The sequence below is a fragment of the Bradyrhizobium sp. 139 genome, assembly GCF_023074175.1.
Lineage (GTDB): Bacteria > Pseudomonadota > Alphaproteobacteria > Rhizobiales > Xanthobacteraceae > Bradyrhizobium.
Window position 1 is genome coordinate 17759 of sequence record NZ_JADPKS010000050.1, and the last position, 16534, is coordinate 34292.

The window sequence follows — 16534 nt, forward strand, 5'->3', positions numbered from 1 at the left end:
AACACACCTCCCGATCAACGCCCGCTTCCGTCTTTGGAAGCGATCGAGAACAACGGCCCCCAAGCCGTAGATCTACGGTGAGCGGGTTTGGTTAATGAAAGGTTAATCGCGGGGCCATCGCACCAATTGACCTCAGGAATGCCGCGAAGCGGCCGCGATTGGCACGAGATGCATAGCGATGCGGGCCGATCTCTCTCGGCCCACATCGCCTCGCTCACACCGTCCTGTATCCGCCATCCACCATCACGATCGTTCCCGTGACATAAGCCGACAGATCGGACGCAAGAAAGATGGCGGGACCGACGATGTCCTCGGGCTTGCCGGTGCGCGCCAGCGGCGTGTGATCGACGAAGGCCTGCACCAGCGCCGGATTGGTCGCGCGCACGTTGGCGTTGATGTTGGTCTCGATGAAGCCCGGCCCGATTGCGTTGACGCGCACGCCTTCCTTGCCGAGCTCGACCGCAAGCGCCTTGGTGAAGCCGAGCACGCCGTGCTTCGAGGTTGTGTAAGCCACCGAGCTCGGCGTGCGCAGATGCACGAAGGACTGGATCGAGCCGATATTGACGATGCGGCCCTTAGCTGCCCGCAGCGGAGCCAGGAACGCCTGCGTCATGTTGAAGACGCCGTTGAGGTTGAGCGAAATGATGTCGTTCCAGTCCTTCGCCACCGTCTCCGTCTCCGCGGTGAAGGCATTGCGGCGGGTGATGCCGGCATTGTTGACGAGGATCGAGACCTGCCCGACCTTATCGGCGACCTGCTTGGCGAGCGCAAAGCAGTCCTCGCGCTTTGTCACGTCGAGCGCAAAGCTCTCGGCCTTGCCGCCGGCCTTGCGGATCTCCTGGGCGGCTTCCGCGACGGTGTCCGCGTTGACGTCGAGCAGGACCACCTGCGCGCCCTCGCGCGCGTAGCCGGCCGCGATTGCCCGGCCGATGCCGGAACCGGCGCCCGTGACGACGGCGATGTGGTTAGCGAGCAGTGCCATGACAATTTCCTCCCGATTTCGCTTCTAAGTTTCATGAAAGCCTAACTCGAAATTAAGGGGTCGGAAACGGCGGCCTTGGCATACTGATCGTGATTGCTAAACGTTGCGCGCATGATGGGACGGCTTGAATCCTGGAAACTCGCTCTCGAACGCCTGCGGTCGGCGCCGTCTGCCGACTGGGCCGAGGCCGGCCGGCTGGTCGCCGAGATCGTGCGGATGAGCCCTGACGCCACGCTGCGCCAGGCAGCCGAGCAGGCGCTTGCCGTGCTGCGCCAGGCCGTGGACAATGACGATCACGGCGTCGCGCTGGCGGCCCGGCGCCGCGTCGGCGTGGTGCTCGAGGTCGTTCACGACCTGACGGCGCCGCGCTTCGGCCGCCGCAACGCCGCGCCGAAGAAGCTCTCCCGCGAGGATCGTGCCCGCAGGATGCTCGGCCTGCCGCTCGCCGTGCAGCTCACCTGCGAGGACATCAACAAGGCCTATCGCCGCGCGGCCAAAGGCATGCACCCCGACCAGGGCGGCAGCGCGGAAGCCTTTATCGATCTCGCCGCCGCGCGCGACATCCTCATCCATCCCGGTGCGCACAAGGACGCGTGAGCGCAACAATCGTGGGCTGCAAAAGAAGAAGGCGGATCGCTCGCGCGACCCGCCGCTTCAATTCGATCTGTGATGTAAGGCTCAGAGCGTGCAGCGGCGCTCCGCGCGCAGCTTGATCTGGACGTCCGAAGCCGCGGCGAAGGTCGGGAGCGGCTTGCTGACGATCTTGTAGGTCGACACCCCCCACTGGAACGGCTTGTACTTCAGATCCTCGTTCCAGACCTGGCAGATGCCGGTGTTGTCCCAGCGGATCACGTAATAGCCGACAGCAGCCGAGGCCGGCACGGCGAAGACGGAGGTGGCGATGCCGGCAACGGCACAGAGGGCCAGAACGCGACGCATGAAATATCTCCTTGGGAAGTGTGACCCGGTGGGGAAGTGTGACCCGAAAATTCGTGCGGTAAAAGCAAGGCCTTTGCAAGCCGAGGAGCGGCCGTTCACGGATATGTCAGACGGAGCCGCGCACTTGGTTTGGCCGAGTGCCCGACAAGTCACACGCGCCAGGCGCGGCTCACTTCGAAAGCGCGGCCACCGCCTCGATCTCGATCAGCATTTTTGGATCGGGCAGCGCCTGCACCACGCAGGTGGTGCGCGCCGGGTAGGGCGGCGGGCCGAAGGCGCCGGCATAGAGTGCGTTCATCGCGGCGACATCGGAGGCGCGGGTCAGGAGCACGTTGACCTTGACGAGATTGCGGAACGTCGCCCCGGCCTCGTCCAGCACGCGCCTGATGTTGACGACGACGTTGGCGAACTGCGCCTCGAAACCGTCCGGCAACGCGCCACCGGCGTCGAAGCCGGGAATGCCGGAGACGAACAGGAGATCGCCGGCACGCGTCGCAAAGGACAGCGGCGGCGCCTTCACGTGCGGCGGGGGCGCGAAATGCTGGATCGGCATGGGATCACCTCGGATGAAACGGTCGCGGACACCCATGAGCCTAGCGACATGCGGGGGACTTGCAATCGGGATTGGATGGCAGCGCTGGCTGGCGCAAAACAAAAGCGCGAAAACAACCCCATGCACAGTAGCCATCAAGCAGAAATCATTGATCTTTTATCTGCTTCGGGAAAAACAAATAATCATTTGCTCCGTCGGGCAAAACAGGGGCAGAATGGCATGATGGCAGTTGGGCGTCTTGTCGCGCCAAACTCCGCCGTCATGCGCCGGCTTGACCGGGGCATCCGGTACGCCGCGGCTTCTCGGTTCAATCACCGCCGTCTCCAGACTATTGGATCGCCCGGTTAAGCCGGGCGATGACAGTTGAGTGAGTTGCTACAGACCACGACTCACGCCCACCCCATCATGTTGCCGCCGCGATCCATCGGATACATTCGCTTCGTCTGATTCGATTTCCTCCTTGAAAAATAGCCCCGGAGACGCCCCATGAAGATCGCTACCACCTTCCGCGCCGCGCTGGTCGCCATTGCCGCTCTGGCCGGCCTTTCGACCTCGGCGATCGCCGATGGCGGCACCGTGGTGCTGACGATCTACAAGGCGGGCTGGATCATCGGCGGTTCCGGCGGCTCGGGCGTGCTGAACTTCCGCGGCCGCGCCTATTCGCTCTCGACCGGCGGGCTCGATTACGGCCTCGTCTTCGGCGGCTCCAAGACCGTGCTGCGCGGCCGTGTCTCCAACATCAATCGTCCCTCCGATGTCGCCGGCGTCTACGGCGCCGCCGGTGCTGGCCTTGCCATCGGCCGCGGCGCGCGAGCGATCGTGCTCACCAACCAGAAGGGCGCCGTGCTTGAGCTGACCGGCACGCAGGTCGGCCTGATGGCGAATGCGGATCTGAGCGGGCTTGCGATTACGATGCGGTAGGAGCGGGTCGCGCAGGGTGGGCAAAGGCGCGCAAGCGCCGTGCCCACCATCGGTGCCAGTACGATACGAAACGGTTGGTGGGCACGCTTCGCTTTGCCCACCCTACGATCCGCTCACCGCTGCATGAATCCGCTGGCAATGCGTGACGAGATTCTCGTGCGCGTCGACGAAGGCTTTCAGCGGCGTCGGGATCGGCAGGAAGTAGATGTTGGCGATGAAGCCGTAGATGCCGGCATCGATGCTGGTCGGCGCGGCGCCATGCACGAAGCCGGCCGCAGGCACGATCTCGGCCAGGACCTGCAGATCGGCCAACCCCCGCGCGTAGGCCTGCTCGGGCGTGTAGCGGCCGATGCCCTGGAAACGATAACGCTGCGCGTTATACGCCTTTGCCTTCTTCAGCCCTTCGGCATCGATTTGCGGATGCTGTGCAATGAACGCGTCGCGGAACGCCGGGTAATAGCGCTCGTCCTGCCAGCGTGAATACGACATCACCCAGTAGAGATCATCCAGCATGCGGGTGACGAGGTGATTGGTGCGGCGCTGCTGCGGTGAGAGGCCGGCATCGATGGTCAGGCGATATTTGGCGATGGCATGCGCGATGATCGTTTCGCTGTCGCCGATGGTCTCGCCGTCGTCGACCACGTAGGGAAGCTGCCCGCGCGGGGCTGACGAGGCGTCGAACAGGTGCTCGTGCACGAATGCGACGCCGGCGAGCTTGAAGAAGGCGTAGACCTTGAGGCCATAGCCGTTGTTGTCGGCGACGCCGAACAGTTTTGGGTAGGAATAGAGGGTTAGCATGATCGCTCCCTTCAGCGCGATGGCACCTTGGCTTGCTGCTCCGTCGTGACCGCCCGCGCAGCCTTGCTGGCGCGGATCATCAGAAATGCTCCGGAAAAACCCGGCAGCCGCCAGCGCCCGTCGATCTCGGTCGCATCCGCATTCACCACGCCTTCGTAGTGGACCGTGTCGAAGCCGTAGCCGGGCGGCTCGTAGCGCTTGACGAACGAGACGCTGCTGCTGGAGCGCTGGCCCGCGATCGAGGCATTGTGGGTTCGCAGCGGGCAATTCGGATTGGAGCACGGCTCGGTCACGCTGCCGCTGACGGCGCCGCCGGCTTCGACCAGCGTCGCGGTGAACGTGACCATTCCCGTGCCCGGCTGAATGTAGCTGCCGTTCCAGACACCCGAGAGATCATCGCTCATTGCGGCGGCTTCCTGGAGTGACCCGAGCCGGTCGCCCCGGCTGTTCCACCTGAAGTCGTATCGCCGCAGTGACGGGCTTGCAACAATTCCGCGCTTTGTGCGCGATGTCCTTCGACCGGAGGACGATGGCATGGTCGCTGGTTTGTCCCCGACAACTTCGCCCGAGTTCGCTATACTCCAGATCCTGGTGACCTCGGCAAGATGGAAATCGTATGGCGAGAGAATTGGACGGCAAGGTTGCGGCCGTGACCGGGGCTGCGTCGGGCATCGGATTGGCCAGCACCGAGGCGATGTTGGCTGCGGGCGCGCGCGTGGTGATGGTCGACCGCGACGAGGCCGCGCTGAAGGCGCTCTGCGACAAGCACGGCGACGCAGTGATCCCGCTGCTCGTCGACCTGCTGAACCCGAAAGACTGCGCAACGCTGCTGCCGCGCGTTCTGGAGAAGGCTGGCCAGCTCGACATCCTGCATGCGAATGCGGGGACGTATGTCGGTGGCGATCTGGTCGATGCCGACATCATGGCGATCGACCGCATGCTCAACCTGAATGTCAACGTCGGGATGAAAAACGTGCACGACGTGCTGCCCCACATGATCGCGCGCCGGACCGGCGACATCATCGTCACGAGTTCCCTGACGGCCCATTTTCCGACGCCGTGGGAGCCGGTCTATGCGTCGTCCAAATGGGCGATCAACTGCTTTGTCCAGACGGTGCGGCGCCAGGTCTTCAAGCACGGCATCCGCGTCGGCTCGATCTCGCCCGGCCCGGTCGTCAGCGCCCTGCTCGCGGACTGGCCGCCGGAGAAGCTCAGGGAAGCCAAGGAATCGGGGAGCCTGCTGGAGGCCAGCGAAGTGGCCGACGTGGTGATGTTCATGTTAACGCGGCCACGCGGCATGACAATTCGTGACGTAGTGATGCTGCCGACCAATTTCGATCTTTAGAGCGCCGACCGACCTTACGAACCCTTCGATGCGGCCATGAAAACCGCCAATTGAGCCTCGAACGCACGCCTGAAGGCCGGCCGGGCTTCGCCGCGGGCGACATAGGCGGAGAGATCAGGATATTCGTCCAGCAGGCCCGATGCGCTCAACCTGCGCAGCACCGTCACCATCATGAGATCGCCGGCGCTGAACGCGCCATCGAGCCAGTCGGCGTCGCCGAGGCGGCGGGACAATTCGCCGAGCCTGATACGGACGCGATCCTTCAGGACAGGCAGGCGCTCCTCATACCAGCTTCTGTCGCGCTCGAACAGCATGGCCATCCCGAGATCGACGATCGGCGGCTCCAGCGTGCTCAGCGCGGCAAACATCCATGCGATCGCGCGGGCCCGGGCATTCGCATCATCAGGCAGCAGCCCGGCGTGGCGCTCGGCGATGTGGAGCACGATCGCGCCGGACTCGAACAGGGCGAGATCGCCGTCCTCGTACGTCGGAATCTGCCCGAACGGATGCCGCGCACGGTGCGCGGGCGCCTTCATGTCCTCGAACGACACGAGCCGCACATCATAGGGCTGGCCCACCTCTTCGAGCGCCCAGCGCACCCGCATGTCGCGCGCCTGTCCTCTGCCGCGGTCGGGCGAGCTTTCGAAGGCGGTGATGGTGGGGGGCATTGGAGGTCTCCGAGTTGGTCGCGCGTTGTGTCGAGGACGAACGACGGGGGCGGATTCCGACAGGCTATTTCGTTTTCTTGTAGGGTGGGTTAGCCGTTCACAAACTCGCTCTCTCCACGAATGAAGGCACAAGGCGTAACCCACCACTTCAGTAGTTGGGTGGGCAAAGGCGCGCTCTTCGCGCGCTGTGCCCACCATCCTGCGGGTTCGTGGAGACACGGTGGGCACGGCGCAAGAGCGCCTTTGCCCACCCTACGCAGCCATCCATGCTGCTAAATCGCGCCACGGCTCCAGCGTCCAGTGACCGGACGCAGCGCCGGACGGGGACGGGAGCACGAATATCTCGGGCAAGCTCCCGTCCGCTTGCTGCTGTCCAAGTGCGATCACGCTCGACGGCCTGCCGTAAAACAGGCTCGCAGCCTTCTTGCTCGTGAACGCAATCGTCCTCGGTCGATACTCTTCGATCTTGGCCCTGAAGCCCGCCACGTCGATCGATGCGGCCTCGATCTGGTGATCCATCCCGGCACCCGACTTGGAAAGATCCGTGAAGCCGATCCCGAGTTCCAGCAGCGCGGCGAACTCGCCCGGTTGATAGCGCCGCGGCGTGATCCCGGCCTCATGGATCGCGCGCCAGAAACGGTTGCCGGGATGGGCGTAGTAGTGCCCGAGTTCAGCCGAGCGCGTGCTGGCGGCGGTGCCGACGAAGACGAGGCGGAGGGTGGGAAGGAGCTGGTCGGGGAGGCGATCGGAGTTGTTATCTGGCATCTGGGTGGACCGATAACTCCGTCCAATTGGAACCGCCTTTGGGCGGTGCAGTAACTGTTGCGGATCGCATATTGCCGAATACGATCACTCGGCATCGCTCTGCGAGAGGTACAACATGGCCATCAACAAGGACAAGGTCGACGATGCAGCATTGGCTTTGCTCTATCTGACCCTGCATGATCGCTATCGGGCATGGAAGGGGTTCGACTGGGATGTGCTCGATCGCCTTTATGAGAAGGGAATGATTCATGATCCCGTCGGCAAAGTGAAATCGGTGGTGTTCACGGACGAGGGGCTAGAACGAGCAAAGGCGTTGTTCAAGGAGTTGTTCGAGGAATAATACCGCAGCAAAAGAAGGCCGGGCAAAAGCCCGGCCCATGTTTGGTATGAGATACCAGGGTCTCACAACACCCGATTGCTCTCCTTCACCTTCTCCGCATCCAGATACACGCTTGATCCCATCTCCTTGAACTTCGCGCTCATCCTGGCCATGCCGTCTTCGGCCGTTCCCTGCATCGACATTCCCACGCTGTTCGGATCGTTCAGCGTCGCCGCGTAATCCCGCACGTCCTGCGTGATCTTCATCGAGCAGAATTTCGGGCCGCACATCGAGCAGAAATGGGCGACCTTGTGAGCTTCCTTCGGCAGGGTCTCGTCGTGGAAGTTTTTGGCGGTGTCGGGGTCGAGGCCGAGGTTGAACTGGTCGCTCCAGCGGAAGTCGAAACGGGCGCGGGAGAGCGCGTCGTCGCGAAGCTGGGCGGCGGGGTGGCCCTTGGCGAGATCGGACGCGTGGGCGGCGATCCTGTAGGTGATGACGCCGACCTTGACGTCGTTGCGATCAGGCAGGCCGAGATGCTCCTTCGGCGTGACGTAGCAGAGCATGGCGCAGCCGAACCAGCCGATCATGGCCGCACCGATGCCCGAGGTGATGTGGTCGTAGCCCGGCGCGATGTCGGTGGTCAGCGGTCCAAGGGTGTAGAACGGCGCTTCGCCGCACTCCTTGAGCTGCTTGTCCATGTTGATCTTGATCTTGTGCATCGGCACGTGGCCGGGGCCTTCGATCATGACCTGACAGCCCTTGTCCCACGCAATCTTGGTGAGCTCGCCGAGCGTCTCCAGTTCGGCGAATTGCGCGCGGTCGTTGGCGTCGGCGATCGAGCCCGGGCGCAGGCCGTCGCCGAGCGAGAACGAGACGTCGTATTTGCGCATGAGGTCGCAGATCTCGTCGAAATGGGTGTAAAGGAAGCTCTCCTTGTGATGCGCCAGGCACCACTTCGCCATGATCGAGCCGCCGCGCGAGACAATGCCGGTGACGCGGTTGGCGGTGAGGTGGATGTATTGCAGGCGCACGCCGGCGTGGATCGTAAAGTAGTCGACGCCCTGTTCGCACTGCTCGATCAGCGTGTCCTTGTAGAGCTCCCAGGTCAGCTTGACCGGATCGCCGTCGCACTTCTCCAGCGCCTGGTAAATTGGCACGGTGCCGATCGGCACCGGCGCGTTGCGCAAGATCCATTCGCGGGTCGTGTGAATGTTGCGGCCGGTCGAGAGGTCCATCACGGTGTCGGCGCCCCAGCGGATCGCCCACACCATCTTCTCGACCTCTTCCTCGACGGATGAGGTCACCGCCGAGTTGCCGATATTGGCGTTGATCTTGGTCAGGAAGTTGCGGCCGATGATCATCGGCTCGAGCTCGGAATGGTTGATGTTGCAGGGGATGATGGCGCGGCCGCGCGCGATCTCGCTGCGCACGAACTCCGGCGTGATGAAGGCGGGCACTTCGGCGCCAAAGCTTTCGCCGTCGGCGAGAGCTGCCTCCGCGCGTTCGAGCTGCTGCTTGCGGCCGAGATTTTCGCGCGCCGCGACGTAGATCATCTCCTTGGTGACGATGCCGGCCCGCGCAAATTCCAGCTGCGTGATCTTGTGGCCGTCGAGGCCGCGCAGCGGCTGGTGATAGGCCGAGAAAGCGCGCGCGGCCTTGTCGGTGGAGACGCTGCCATTGTCCTCCGGCTTGATCTGGCGGCCCGCATATTCTTCGACGCCGCCGCGCTCCAGCACCCAGGCCTTGCGGTCGCGGGCGAGGCCGGCGTTGACGTCGATGGTCACGGACGGATCGGTGTAGGGGCCGGAGGTGTCGTACACCGGCAGGTTCGGCTCGCCGGCGCCCTCGGAGAGGATGATCTCGCGCAAGGGCACGCGCAGGTCAGGCGCGGCGTCGGGCGAGGCAAAGATTTTTCGCGAGGACGGCAGCGGGCCGGTGGTGACGGCGGGAACGGTCTTGTCGGGATTGGAGCGGATGTTCATGGGATCCTCCTTTTATGTCCTGGGCGCATTTGATGATCTCGTCATCCTGAGGTGCGAGGCCTGCGGCGCGAACGCGACGCTGGGCGAGCCTCGAAGGATGGACGAGCCGGGCCGTCGCCCTTCGAGGGCCGCTGAAGAAGCGGCCACCTCAGGGTGACGGGGAAAAGTCTGAGCGAGGCGCATCACGCAGCCTCCACGGAGAGGCCGAGCCACTGCCGCACCCGCGCGTCGGGGTCGGCATTTTGCGTGACGTCGGAAACGACGGCGATCGAATCCGCGCCCGCCGCAAAGATCTCCGCGGCGTGCTCGAACTTGATGCCGCCGATCGCGACCAGCGGGATGGTGCCGATGCGCTCCTTCCAGTCGGTGATTTTTGCAATGCCCTGCGGTTCGAAGCGCATCGATTTCAGCGTGGTGAAGAAGATCGGGCCGAGCGCGACGTAGTCGGGTTTTGCGGCCAGCGCGGTCTCAAGCTCGTCGTCGTCGTGGGTCGAGACGCCGAGCGACAGGCCCGCTTCGCGGATGGCCTTGAGGTCCGCGTCCGCCAGATCCTCCTGGCCGAGATGCAGATACTTTGCGCCCGCGACGACCGCCGCGCGCCAATAGTCATTGACGACGAGTTTGGCCTGCGTGCCATTCGTGATCGCCAGCGCGTCGGTGACCATCTGCAGCGACTGCGAGTCGTCGAGATCTTTCGCGCGCAGCTGGATGGTGCCCACGCCGAGCTTGGTCAGGCGTTCGACCCAGGCGAGGCTGTCGACGACGGGATAGAATCGATCAGGATACGGCATGCCAGAACGGGGTCCCAACGACAGGGGTGGAGGGGGAAGCAAAATCGCGGGCGTCCATCAGCCCGGCTTCATAGGCGGTGCGGCCGGCCTCGACGCCCAGGCGGAAGGCATTGGCCATGGCAACGGGATCGGCGGCTTTGGCGATGGCCGTGTTGAGCAGCACGGCGTCATAGCCGAGCTCGAGCGCCTCGGCCGCGTGCGAGGGCGCGCCGATGCCGGCGTCAACCACCAGCGTGATGTCGGGCAGCCGCTCGCGCAGCAGTCTTAGCGCATCGCGGTTGGTGATGCCCTTGGCACTGCCGATTGGGGCTGCCCACGGCATCACCACCTTGCAGCCGGCGTCGACCAGGCGATTGGCGACCGAGAGATCTTCGGTGCAATAGGGGAACACTTCGAAACCGTCCTTGATCAGGATGGCGGCGGCTTCCACGAGACCAACGACGTCGGGCTGCAGCGTATCATTGTCGGCGATGACTTCGAGCTTGATCCAGCTGGTGCCGAACAGTTCGCGCGCGAGCTTCGCGGTCGTCACGGCTTCGCGCACGCTGCGGCAGCCGGCGGTGTTCGGCAGCACGGTGACATCGAGCTCGCGGATCAGCTTCCAGAAGGCATCGCCGGTCTTGCCGCCGGCGGATTCGCGGCGCAGCGACACCGTGACGATGTTCGAGCCTGAGCTGCGGATCGCCGCCTGCATGATCGCGGGCGAGGGATACAGCGCGCTGCCGATCAGCAGGCGGGAGGCGAAGGATTTGCCGTAGAAGGTCAGCATGTCGAAGGTGACTCCTCAGATGTAGCTGTCATCCCCGCGAAGGCGGGGATCCAGTATTCCAGAGGCCGTGCCGTAGAACAGAGAGGCCGCGGCGTACTGGATCGCCCGGTCAAGCCGGGCGATGACGGCGGAGTATGTAGCCTTCGCCGGGACGACTTGGGGAGGTTGTGCCTGCATCCTCACCCTCCCTGCCGCGGCGTGATGATTTCGATCTCGTCGCCGGCCTTGAGGTGGGTTTCGGCCCAGCGGCTTTTCGGCACGACGTCGTAGTTCAGCGCGATGGCGAAATGAGTTCCCTCGTAATCGAGCTCGCTGAGCAGCGCGTCGACGCTTGCCGAGTTCACTTCGCGTTGCTCGCCGTTGACGATCACACGCATTGCATCACCTCATTGTCGATCGCGCCGCGCTGCACGTAATTGAGCGTCAGCTCCGCAAGCGCGGGCGCCAGCAGAAAACCGTGGCGATAAAGCCCGTTCACGGCGATCTTCTTGTCGACCGTGATGCGCGGCAAATTGTCAGGATAGGCCGGACGCAACCCCGAACCGAACTCGACGATGCGCGCTTCAGCAAAGGCCGGATGCACGGCATAGGCCGCACCTAACAGCTCCAGCGCGGAGCGCACGCTGACGCCGGTGTCCTCGGCCTCGATCGAGGTCGCGCCCAGCATAAACAGATTGTCCTCGCGCGGGATCACGTAGAGCGGCCAGCGCGGATGAATCAGCCGCACCGGGCGCGCCAGCTGCACCTCGCCGGTCTCGATCAGGATCATCTCGCCCTTGACGCCGCGAAGTTCCGGCTGCTCCTCGCGTGCGCCGAGGCCGCGGCAGTCGATCACGATGCCGTTGAGCTCGGCGGCGCTGACATCGCTGGAGAATTTGATGGTGCCGCCGGCGGCGCGGATGCGCTCGTGCAGTTTCGGCAGAACACGGCGCGGCTCGACATGACCTTCGTTTGGGAAGAACAGCGCATCGTGGAAGCGGCCCTGCAGCGACGGTTCGAGCTCGGCAAGGTCGGTCGCGTCGAGCCGGCGGTGCCCTTCGGTCATCCGCGCAAAACGCTCGAAGTCGCTGCGCTCGCGCGGGTGGGCGACGACGAGCGAGCCGTTGAAAGGGGTATCGGGCAATTCGCGCCGCCAAATGTCCAGGGAGCGTTGGCCGAGCCGGCTGATGATGGGTTCGGCGACCTCCGCCTCGCACCAGGGCGCGAGCATGCCGCCGGCCCAATGGCTGGTGGAATCGGTCATCGCCGCGTCATCGCGCTCGTGCAGCGTCACGACATGGCCGGCCTGCGCGAACAACAATGCCTGCCAGGCACCTGCAATGCCTGCGCCGATGATGGATACCGCTGAATCCGGTCGCTTGGTGGTCTGCAACATCCCTGTCCCTTCGCCGGCATGACCCGGATCAGGTTCAAAGGGTCACCGCGGTCCTGGGCCGGTTTGCCCATTTAGCGGTATCTCAGCTCCTCCTCGGAGCACCCCTCGGAACGGCTTTAATGTATGCCAGTGGGAGCCTGTGTCAACGCGTTAGCGCTGGTCATGCCCGGCCATGATGTCCGTTATCGATTGGGAACCTTGTGCCCGGGCGTTGCGGACGCGCTGGGCCAGCTTCCGGTGCGGCGTCGTGCCGAACATCGGCTGCGGATTGCCGTTCGGCTCGAGCCAGGTGTCGCCCATGTTGGCGACCTGCACGGCCTCGTGCCGCTGCCGCTTTGCGGCGTAGTAATAGCCGCCTGCAAAATAGCGAACGGCCCGGGCGTGGTCGCCGTTGGCGGCACGATAGGCGCCGGCGAGATACTTGACGGCATAGGTGAGGTTGGTGTTGGGATCGCGCAGGCCTGCGGCATCGCCGGTGTAGCCGACCCCGCGGGCGGTCGCGAGCTTGATCTGCATCAGGCCGATGGTGCCGCCATGGCCGACGAGGCCGGGCTGATAGCGGCTTTCGCGCATGATGACGCGATGCACCAGCGTCTCCGGCACGCCGTTGGCGCGGGCATGGGCTGCGACCATCTCGGCGTATTCCGCTTCGCCCGCGAATGCAGCCTGCGGCAACGTCAGTCCGGCCGCGAGCAGCGCGGCAAAACGTAAAATTTTCATCAGATATCCCAGACGTTCCTGAGTGACCTGCCCTGAGTGATCTTCGTTCGGCTGCCGTTAGGCCTTCCGAACGCGGCGATGATGTGACCAAACGCCGCCGCTCTCGATTTCGCGCGCCGAGCCCTCGTTACGACGCAAAGCCGGCGCAGAAGTCCCCTCAGGCGGACAACTCGCGACAGCACGCCTGTCTATTCGTGCGGTTGCGCGAAAGCGAGTATGAAAGCGCTGCGAATCGGGAGAGGTGCCATGACAAAATCAACCATGGTCAACGCCCACACTGGTGATATCCCCAGACAGAACCCCTGTGCCCAATGCGGCACGCCGATCCCGCAGCCCGACTGGATCGAGCCGGGCGAGGGGCGCGTGTCCTATCTCTGGAATTGCCGCGCCTGCAATTATCGCTTCGAGGCGGTGGCGATCTACGATAAGGCCGCAGTCGAGCATCCGCCGCTCGCGGCGTAAGGGGCGGTCTTAGGCCGCCAGCCGCGGCTCCTGCCAAATCGGCAATTGCATCCGCACGATCAGTCCGTGCGGCTGGCGGTCGTGCAGCGACAGCTCGCCGCCATGGGCGAGCGCGATCGCGCGCGCGATCGAGAGGCCGAGCCCGAAGCCGGTGGACTCGTCCATGGTGCGCGCATGGTCGCCGCGCACGAACGGCTCCAGCATCTCCTGCTTGCGCGCATCGGAAATGCCGGGGCCGTCGTCCTCGACGTCGATGACGAGCTTGGTGCCTGATACATCGAGGCGGATCGTCACTTCGGCGCCGAAGCGCACCGCATTCTCGACGAGGTTGGTCACGCCGCGATGCAGATCGTCGGGCCGCGCGGCGGCGGTTGCCGAAGCGGGGCCGTCATAGTGCACGACATGTCCCATGTCGCCGAACTGGTCGGCGATGAGCTGGAGCGTGCTCGCGATGTCGACCAGCGTCACCGCTTCGACCTTGCGGTCGTTCCGCAGCAGCGACAGCACGGATTCCAGCATCGCGCGCATCTGGTCGAGGTCGATCAGCATGCGCTTGCGGTTGCCCTCGTCCTCGATGAACTCGGCGCGCAGGCGCAGCCGGGTGATCGGGGTGCGCAGATCGTGGCTGATCGCCGCCAGCATTCTGGTGCGGTCGGACATCAGCCGTGCGATCCGCTCGTGCATGCGATTGAACGCGCGCGCGACCGAGCGGATTTCCTCCGGGCCGCGCTCGGGCAGCGGATCGGCCGCTCCGTCGAGACTGAAATTCTCGGCGGCCTTGGCGAACGAGGACAGCGGCGCGGCCAGCGCGTAGGCCGCCCACAGGCCGAGCATGGTGACGCTGATCAGTGCGAACAGCAGCGTAATCATCCAGGGGCCGCCCCAGAACCGCGGCGGATAGGGGCCCTGCTCGACGCGGCCTGCGATCATGCTGCCGTCGGGGAGTTCGACCGCGACGCGGTGCACGCCGAAGTTCGGTGCCAGCGCGAGCACCTTATACTGATGGCCGAGATGCCGGCGCACGTTGCGCAGATGCTGGCCTTCGCTGTCATTGGCGATGGAGACGGTCCCCGGCGCCAGGAGCTCGATGCCGGCCTTCGGAAACGCCCGCGTGATATCGGCGAGGATGCGCGGCCGCTCGCTTGCATCAGCGCCGTTGAGCAGCAGGGCCGCATCCGCGAGCTGATGCGCGCTGTCGGGCAGCGGCTCGGCACGGTCCGGCCGGCTGATCAGGAAACTGACGGTGAGGATCAGATGCAGCGCGACGATCGACGCCACCACCAGCGCGGCGATCTGTCCGCCGATGCTTTTGAGGTGGAAGAAACGGAACGGCGTCATGACGGCCGCTCCACTAATTGCCCAGGGTCGCCGCGACCGCTCCGATGCTCGCTGCTTCAGTCCCAGCAGCTTCAGTTCTGGGCGTGAACAGATAGCCGCCGGAGCGCACTGTTTTGATGATGGTCGGGTCCTGCGGATTGGGTTCGATCTTGCGGCGGATGCGGCTGACCAGCACGTCGATCGAGCGCTCGAACGAGCCGGTGTTGCGCCCTTGCGTGAGGTCGAGCAGGCTGTCGCGCGACAGCACGCGGCCGGGCCGCTCGCAGAAGGTCCGCAAGAGATCGAACTCGGCGCTGGTCACCGCGACGCGCGCGCCTTCCGGATTGCGCAGTTCGCGCAGGCGCAGATCGATGCGCCAGCCTTCGAAGGCGAGTGCAGACGCGCCCTCGATCGAGCTTGCGGCCTGCGCGGCGGCCTGACGGCGCAGCACCGCATTGATGCGCGCGAGCAGCTCGCGCGGGTTGAAGGGCTTTGGCAGATAGTCGTCCGCGCCCATTTCAAGGCCGACGATGCGATCGACGTCCTCGCCGCGCGCGGTCAGCATGATGATCGGCGTCTGCGCCTCCGCGCGTACCTTGCGGCACAGGCTCAAGCCGTCCTCGCCGGGCAGCATGACGTCGAGGATGATGAGGTCGACCCTGTGATCGGCCATGGCACGCGACATCTCGCGGCCATCGCTCACGGCGCTGACGTTGCAGGCGTTGTTGCGCAGGTATTTTGCAATCAAGGTCCGCGTTTCGCGGTCGTCCTCGACGATCAGGATGTTGGGATTGGAAATGGCCATGAGCTTTGTTTGTCCAAGATTCGGGCCAAATGGCGAAGATTTTTGTTTCAGATTGTTTCTGCCTGCCCGGGCGCAACACCCGGCAACACCTGGGCCGGGCAGCAGCAAGGTCTAACCATACCGTGGCGGTGCCAGCTGCGTAACCCCGCAAAAGCCACGGAGCCATCCAGCCGTCGCAATCGTCGGCATCGTCCGACGGCGCCAACGGCAGCGATCGTGCTTCACCCAGGCGCATGATCGTCGGCGGGGAACAGTGCGCTGCAAAATGTTCCTGAGTGACGCAGGAACAATCGCGGGCGGCTTTCGCGCTCGCGCATTGCGCGACGAAATTGCAGCACGCAAAGGAACCGCGAGTGATCAGCGCTGTTCTCTCAGCACGAGTTTTCTGCTGAAGGAGAGGACGACAATGTTGATGAAATCGATCGCGGCCGGCCTCGCCGGCACCGCACTGCTTGCGACCGTTGCGTTCGCGCAATCGCCGCCCGCCGCCACCGACAAGGCACCGACCGCGGCCACCACGACGACGACGAGTGCGTCGGGCGAGTGGCGTGCTTCGAAGATGGCGGGCCTGAAGATCTACAATGAGGCCAACGAGAACATTGGCTCGATCAACGACTTGCTGATGGACAAGAGCGGCAACATCAAGATCGCCGTGATCGGCGTCGGCGGCTTCCTCGGCATGGGCGAGCATCTGGTCGCCGTCCCCTACGAGAAGCTGAAGTTCGCCAACGAAGCCATTGCCTACACCGGCACCGGCACGAATCCGGGCGCAAGGCCCGCTACGACCACGACGACGGGCGCTGCGACCGGCACCGACAACAGGCCCGCTGCGACCGCGACGTCGTCCTCGTCGAAATGGTATCCGGACCATGCCGTGTTCAACGCCAGCAAGGACGAACTGAAGAACATGCCCGAGTTCAAGTACTCGGAGTAATGCAGCTCTAAGCGCTAACGAAGCGCGCCCGGTTTCACCGGGCGCGCTGTCGTGTCTTTCGTCATTGCGAGGAGCACGCGACAAAATTG

At 64.4% G+C, this 16534-nt stretch carries 22 protein-coding genes and 1 riboswitch; of the genes, 7 read left to right on the forward strand and 15 right to left on the reverse strand.

Annotated elements, in window-relative coordinates:
• Positions 1-214 precede the first annotated feature (214 nt).
• Positions 215-982, reverse strand: a complete 768-nt coding sequence (gene fabG, locus IVA80_RS12770) for a 3-oxoacyl-ACP reductase FabG (RefSeq protein WP_247429915.1) — start codon at positions 980-982, stop codon at positions 215-217.
• Between the two features lie 111 nt (positions 983-1093).
• Between fabG and IVA80_RS12775 the strand changes: the two genes are divergently transcribed.
• Positions 1094-1579, forward strand: coding sequence for a J domain-containing protein (locus tag IVA80_RS12775; protein ID WP_247429918.1), 486 nt, complete (start codon positions 1094-1096; stop codon positions 1577-1579).
• A gap of 81 nt (positions 1580-1660) precedes the next feature.
• On the opposite strand, the gene IVA80_RS12780 is transcribed toward IVA80_RS12775, so the two are convergent.
• Together IVA80_RS12780 and IVA80_RS12785 are read right to left on the reverse strand one after the other, a co-directional pair.
• Entirely contained in the window at positions 1661-1921 is a 261-nt protein-coding gene (locus tag IVA80_RS12780; protein WP_247429920.1) for a hypothetical protein, read from the reverse strand.
• Between the two features lie 169 nt (positions 1922-2090).
• A complete protein-coding gene (locus tag IVA80_RS12785) occupies positions 2091-2474 on the reverse strand; it encodes a RidA family protein (protein ID WP_247429922.1) in 384 nt (127 codons plus the stop codon).
• Between the two features lie 75 nt (positions 2475-2549).
• Between IVA80_RS12785 and IVA80_RS12790 the strand changes: the two genes are divergently transcribed.
• Together IVA80_RS12790 and IVA80_RS12795 are read left to right on the forward strand one after the other, a co-directional pair.
• Positions 2550-2822 (forward strand): hypothetical protein, encoded by a 273-nt coding sequence (locus tag IVA80_RS12790; RefSeq protein ID WP_247429924.1) that lies wholly within the window; start codon positions 2550-2552, stop codon positions 2820-2822.
• A gap of 138 nt (positions 2823-2960) precedes the next feature.
• Entirely contained in the window at positions 2961-3395 is a 435-nt protein-coding gene (locus tag IVA80_RS12795; protein ID WP_247429927.1) for a hypothetical protein, read from the forward strand.
• Between the two features lie 102 nt (positions 3396-3497).
• On the opposite strand, the gene IVA80_RS12800 is transcribed toward IVA80_RS12795, so the two are convergent.
• Together IVA80_RS12800 and IVA80_RS12805 are read right to left on the reverse strand one after the other, a co-directional pair.
• Entirely contained in the window at positions 3498-4193 is a 696-nt protein-coding gene (locus tag IVA80_RS12800) for a glutathione S-transferase family protein (protein WP_247429929.1), read from the reverse strand.
• 11 nt (positions 4194-4204) lie between these two features.
• Complete coding sequence (locus tag IVA80_RS12805; protein ID WP_247429932.1) at positions 4205-4597, reverse strand: hypothetical protein; 393 nt, start codon at positions 4595-4597, stop codon at positions 4205-4207.
• A gap of 212 nt (positions 4598-4809) precedes the next feature.
• On the opposite strand from IVA80_RS12805, the gene IVA80_RS12810 reads away from it, so the two are divergent.
• Positions 4810-5538 (forward strand): SDR family oxidoreductase, encoded by a 729-nt coding sequence (locus IVA80_RS12810; RefSeq protein ID WP_247429935.1) that lies wholly within the window; start codon positions 4810-4812, stop codon positions 5536-5538.
• A gap of 14 nt (positions 5539-5552) precedes the next feature.
• Here the strand turns inward: IVA80_RS12810 and IVA80_RS12815 are convergent, their stop codons facing one another.
• Both IVA80_RS12815 and IVA80_RS12820 read right to left on the reverse strand, forming a co-directional pair.
• Positions 5553-6206 carry a glutathione S-transferase family protein gene (locus IVA80_RS12815; protein WP_247429937.1) on the reverse strand — a complete coding sequence of 218 codons (654 nt, stop codon included), beginning with the start codon at positions 6204-6206 and terminating at the stop codon, positions 5553-5555.
• A 252-nt stretch (positions 6207-6458) separates the two neighbouring features.
• Complete coding sequence (locus IVA80_RS12820; protein WP_247429940.1) at positions 6459-6971, reverse strand: mismatch-specific DNA-glycosylase; 513 nt, start codon at positions 6969-6971, stop codon at positions 6459-6461.
• A 115-nt stretch (positions 6972-7086) separates the two neighbouring features.
• On the opposite strand from IVA80_RS12820, the gene IVA80_RS12825 reads away from it, so the two are divergent.
• Positions 7087-7311: a DUF6429 family protein gene (locus IVA80_RS12825; RefSeq protein ID WP_247429942.1), complete on the forward strand. Its 225-nt coding sequence runs from the start codon at positions 7087-7089 to the stop codon at positions 7309-7311.
• 62 nt (positions 7312-7373) lie between these two features.
• On the opposite strand, the gene thiC is transcribed toward IVA80_RS12825, so the two are convergent.
• From thiC to IVA80_RS12855, 6 genes are all read right to left on the reverse strand, one after another.
• Positions 7374-9272, reverse strand: coding sequence for a phosphomethylpyrimidine synthase ThiC (thiC, locus tag IVA80_RS12830; protein ID WP_247429945.1), 1899 nt, complete (start codon positions 9270-9272; stop codon positions 7374-7376).
• A gap of 182 nt (positions 9273-9454) precedes the next feature.
• Positions 9455-10063 (reverse strand): thiamine phosphate synthase, encoded by a 609-nt coding sequence (locus IVA80_RS12835; RefSeq protein ID WP_247429947.1) that lies wholly within the window; start codon positions 10061-10063, stop codon positions 9455-9457.
• Positions 10050-10832, reverse strand: a complete 783-nt coding sequence (locus IVA80_RS12840) for a thiazole synthase (protein WP_247429948.1) — start codon at positions 10830-10832, stop codon at positions 10050-10052. Before IVA80_RS12840 ends, IVA80_RS12835 begins: the two co-directional genes overlap by 14 nt.
• Positions 10833-11011: 179 nt before the next feature.
• Entirely contained in the window at positions 11012-11209 is a 198-nt protein-coding gene (gene thiS / locus IVA80_RS12845; RefSeq protein WP_063981493.1) for a sulfur carrier protein ThiS, read from the reverse strand.
• Positions 11200-12207 (reverse strand): FAD-dependent oxidoreductase, encoded by a 1008-nt coding sequence (locus tag IVA80_RS12850; RefSeq protein WP_247429952.1) that lies wholly within the window; start codon positions 12205-12207, stop codon positions 11200-11202. The genes thiS and IVA80_RS12850 overlap by 10 nt, the downstream gene beginning before the upstream one ends.
• Positions 12195-12323: riboswitch (TPP riboswitch) on the reverse strand. It overlaps the preceding gene by 13 nt.
• Positions 12324-12357: 34 nt before the next feature.
• Positions 12358-12927 carry a lytic transglycosylase domain-containing protein gene (locus tag IVA80_RS12855; RefSeq protein WP_247429956.1) on the reverse strand — a complete coding sequence of 190 codons (570 nt, stop codon included), beginning with the start codon at positions 12925-12927 and terminating at the stop codon, positions 12358-12360.
• Positions 12928-13173: 246 nt separating this feature from the next.
• On the opposite strand from IVA80_RS12855, the gene IVA80_RS12860 reads away from it, so the two are divergent.
• Positions 13174-13389, forward strand: coding sequence for a hypothetical protein (locus IVA80_RS12860; RefSeq protein ID WP_247429959.1), 216 nt, complete (start codon positions 13174-13176; stop codon positions 13387-13389).
• A 9-nt stretch (positions 13390-13398) separates the two neighbouring features.
• Here the strand turns inward: IVA80_RS12860 and IVA80_RS12865 are convergent, their stop codons facing one another.
• Together IVA80_RS12865 and IVA80_RS12870 are read right to left on the reverse strand one after the other, a co-directional pair.
• Positions 13399-14727 (reverse strand): ATP-binding protein, encoded by a 1329-nt coding sequence (locus IVA80_RS12865; RefSeq protein ID WP_247429962.1) that lies wholly within the window; start codon positions 14725-14727, stop codon positions 13399-13401.
• 13 nt (positions 14728-14740) lie between these two features.
• A complete protein-coding gene (locus IVA80_RS12870; protein ID WP_247429965.1) occupies positions 14741-15511 on the reverse strand; it encodes a response regulator in 771 nt (256 codons plus the stop codon).
• A gap of 406 nt (positions 15512-15917) precedes the next feature.
• On the opposite strand from IVA80_RS12870, the gene IVA80_RS12875 reads away from it, so the two are divergent.
• Positions 15918-16445 carry a PRC-barrel domain-containing protein gene (locus tag IVA80_RS12875; protein WP_247429968.1) on the forward strand — a complete coding sequence of 176 codons (528 nt, stop codon included), beginning with the start codon at positions 15918-15920 and terminating at the stop codon, positions 16443-16445.
• Positions 16446-16534 lie beyond the last annotated feature (89 nt).

Excerpts from the sequence above, each read along its gene's own strand:
- fabG (WP_247429915.1), bottom strand. The coding sequence starts at position 982 with ATGGCACTGCTCGCTAACCACATCGCCGTCGTCACGGGCGCCGGTTCC.
- IVA80_RS12775 (WP_247429918.1), top strand. The coding sequence starts at position 1,094 with ATGATGGGACGGCTTGAATCCTGGAAACTCGCTCTCGAACGCCTGCGG.
- IVA80_RS12780 (WP_247429920.1), bottom strand. The coding sequence starts at position 1,921 with ATGCGTCGCGTTCTGGCCCTCTGTGCCGTTGCCGGCATCGCCACCTCC.
- IVA80_RS12785 (WP_247429922.1), bottom strand. The coding sequence starts at position 2,474 with ATGCCGATCCAGCATTTCGCGCCCCCGCCGCACGTGAAGGCGCCGCCG.
- IVA80_RS12790 (WP_247429924.1), top strand. The coding sequence starts at position 2,550 with ATGGCAGCGCTGGCTGGCGCAAAACAAAAGCGCGAAAACAACCCCATG.
- IVA80_RS12795 (WP_247429927.1), top strand. The coding sequence starts at position 2,961 with ATGAAGATCGCTACCACCTTCCGCGCCGCGCTGGTCGCCATTGCCGCT.
- IVA80_RS12800 (WP_247429929.1), bottom strand. The coding sequence starts at position 4,193 with ATGCTAACCCTCTATTCCTACCCAAAACTGTTCGGCGTCGCCGACAAC.
- IVA80_RS12805 (WP_247429932.1), bottom strand. The coding sequence starts at position 4,597 with ATGAGCGATGATCTCTCGGGTGTCTGGAACGGCAGCTACATTCAGCCG.
- IVA80_RS12810 (WP_247429935.1), top strand. The coding sequence starts at position 4,810 with ATGGCGAGAGAATTGGACGGCAAGGTTGCGGCCGTGACCGGGGCTGCG.
- IVA80_RS12815 (WP_247429937.1), bottom strand. The coding sequence starts at position 6,206 with ATGCCCCCCACCATCACCGCCTTCGAAAGCTCGCCCGACCGCGGCAGA.
- IVA80_RS12820 (WP_247429940.1), bottom strand. The coding sequence starts at position 6,971 with ATGCCAGATAACAACTCCGATCGCCTCCCCGACCAGCTCCTTCCCACC.
- IVA80_RS12825 (WP_247429942.1), top strand. The coding sequence starts at position 7,087 with ATGGCCATCAACAAGGACAAGGTCGACGATGCAGCATTGGCTTTGCTC.
- thiC (WP_247429945.1), bottom strand. The coding sequence starts at position 9,272 with ATGAACATCCGCTCCAATCCCGACAAGACCGTTCCCGCCGTCACCACC.
- IVA80_RS12835 (WP_247429947.1), bottom strand. The coding sequence starts at position 10,063 with ATGCCGTATCCTGATCGATTCTATCCCGTCGTCGACAGCCTCGCCTGG.
- IVA80_RS12840 (WP_247429948.1), bottom strand. The coding sequence starts at position 10,832 with ATGCTGACCTTCTACGGCAAATCCTTCGCCTCCCGCCTGCTGATCGGC.
- thiS (WP_063981493.1), bottom strand. The coding sequence starts at position 11,209 with ATGCGTGTGATCGTCAACGGCGAGCAACGCGAAGTGAACTCGGCAAGC.
- IVA80_RS12850 (WP_247429952.1), bottom strand. The coding sequence starts at position 12,207 with ATGTTGCAGACCACCAAGCGACCGGATTCAGCGGTATCCATCATCGGC.
- IVA80_RS12855 (WP_247429956.1), bottom strand. The coding sequence starts at position 12,927 with ATGAAAATTTTACGTTTTGCCGCGCTGCTCGCGGCCGGACTGACGTTG.
- IVA80_RS12860 (WP_247429959.1), top strand. The coding sequence starts at position 13,174 with ATGACAAAATCAACCATGGTCAACGCCCACACTGGTGATATCCCCAGA.
- IVA80_RS12865 (WP_247429962.1), bottom strand. The coding sequence starts at position 14,727 with ATGACGCCGTTCCGTTTCTTCCACCTCAAAAGCATCGGCGGACAGATC.
- IVA80_RS12870 (WP_247429965.1), bottom strand. The coding sequence starts at position 15,511 with ATGGCCATTTCCAATCCCAACATCCTGATCGTCGAGGACGACCGCGAA.
- IVA80_RS12875 (WP_247429968.1), top strand. The coding sequence starts at position 15,918 with ATGTTGATGAAATCGATCGCGGCCGGCCTCGCCGGCACCGCACTGCTT.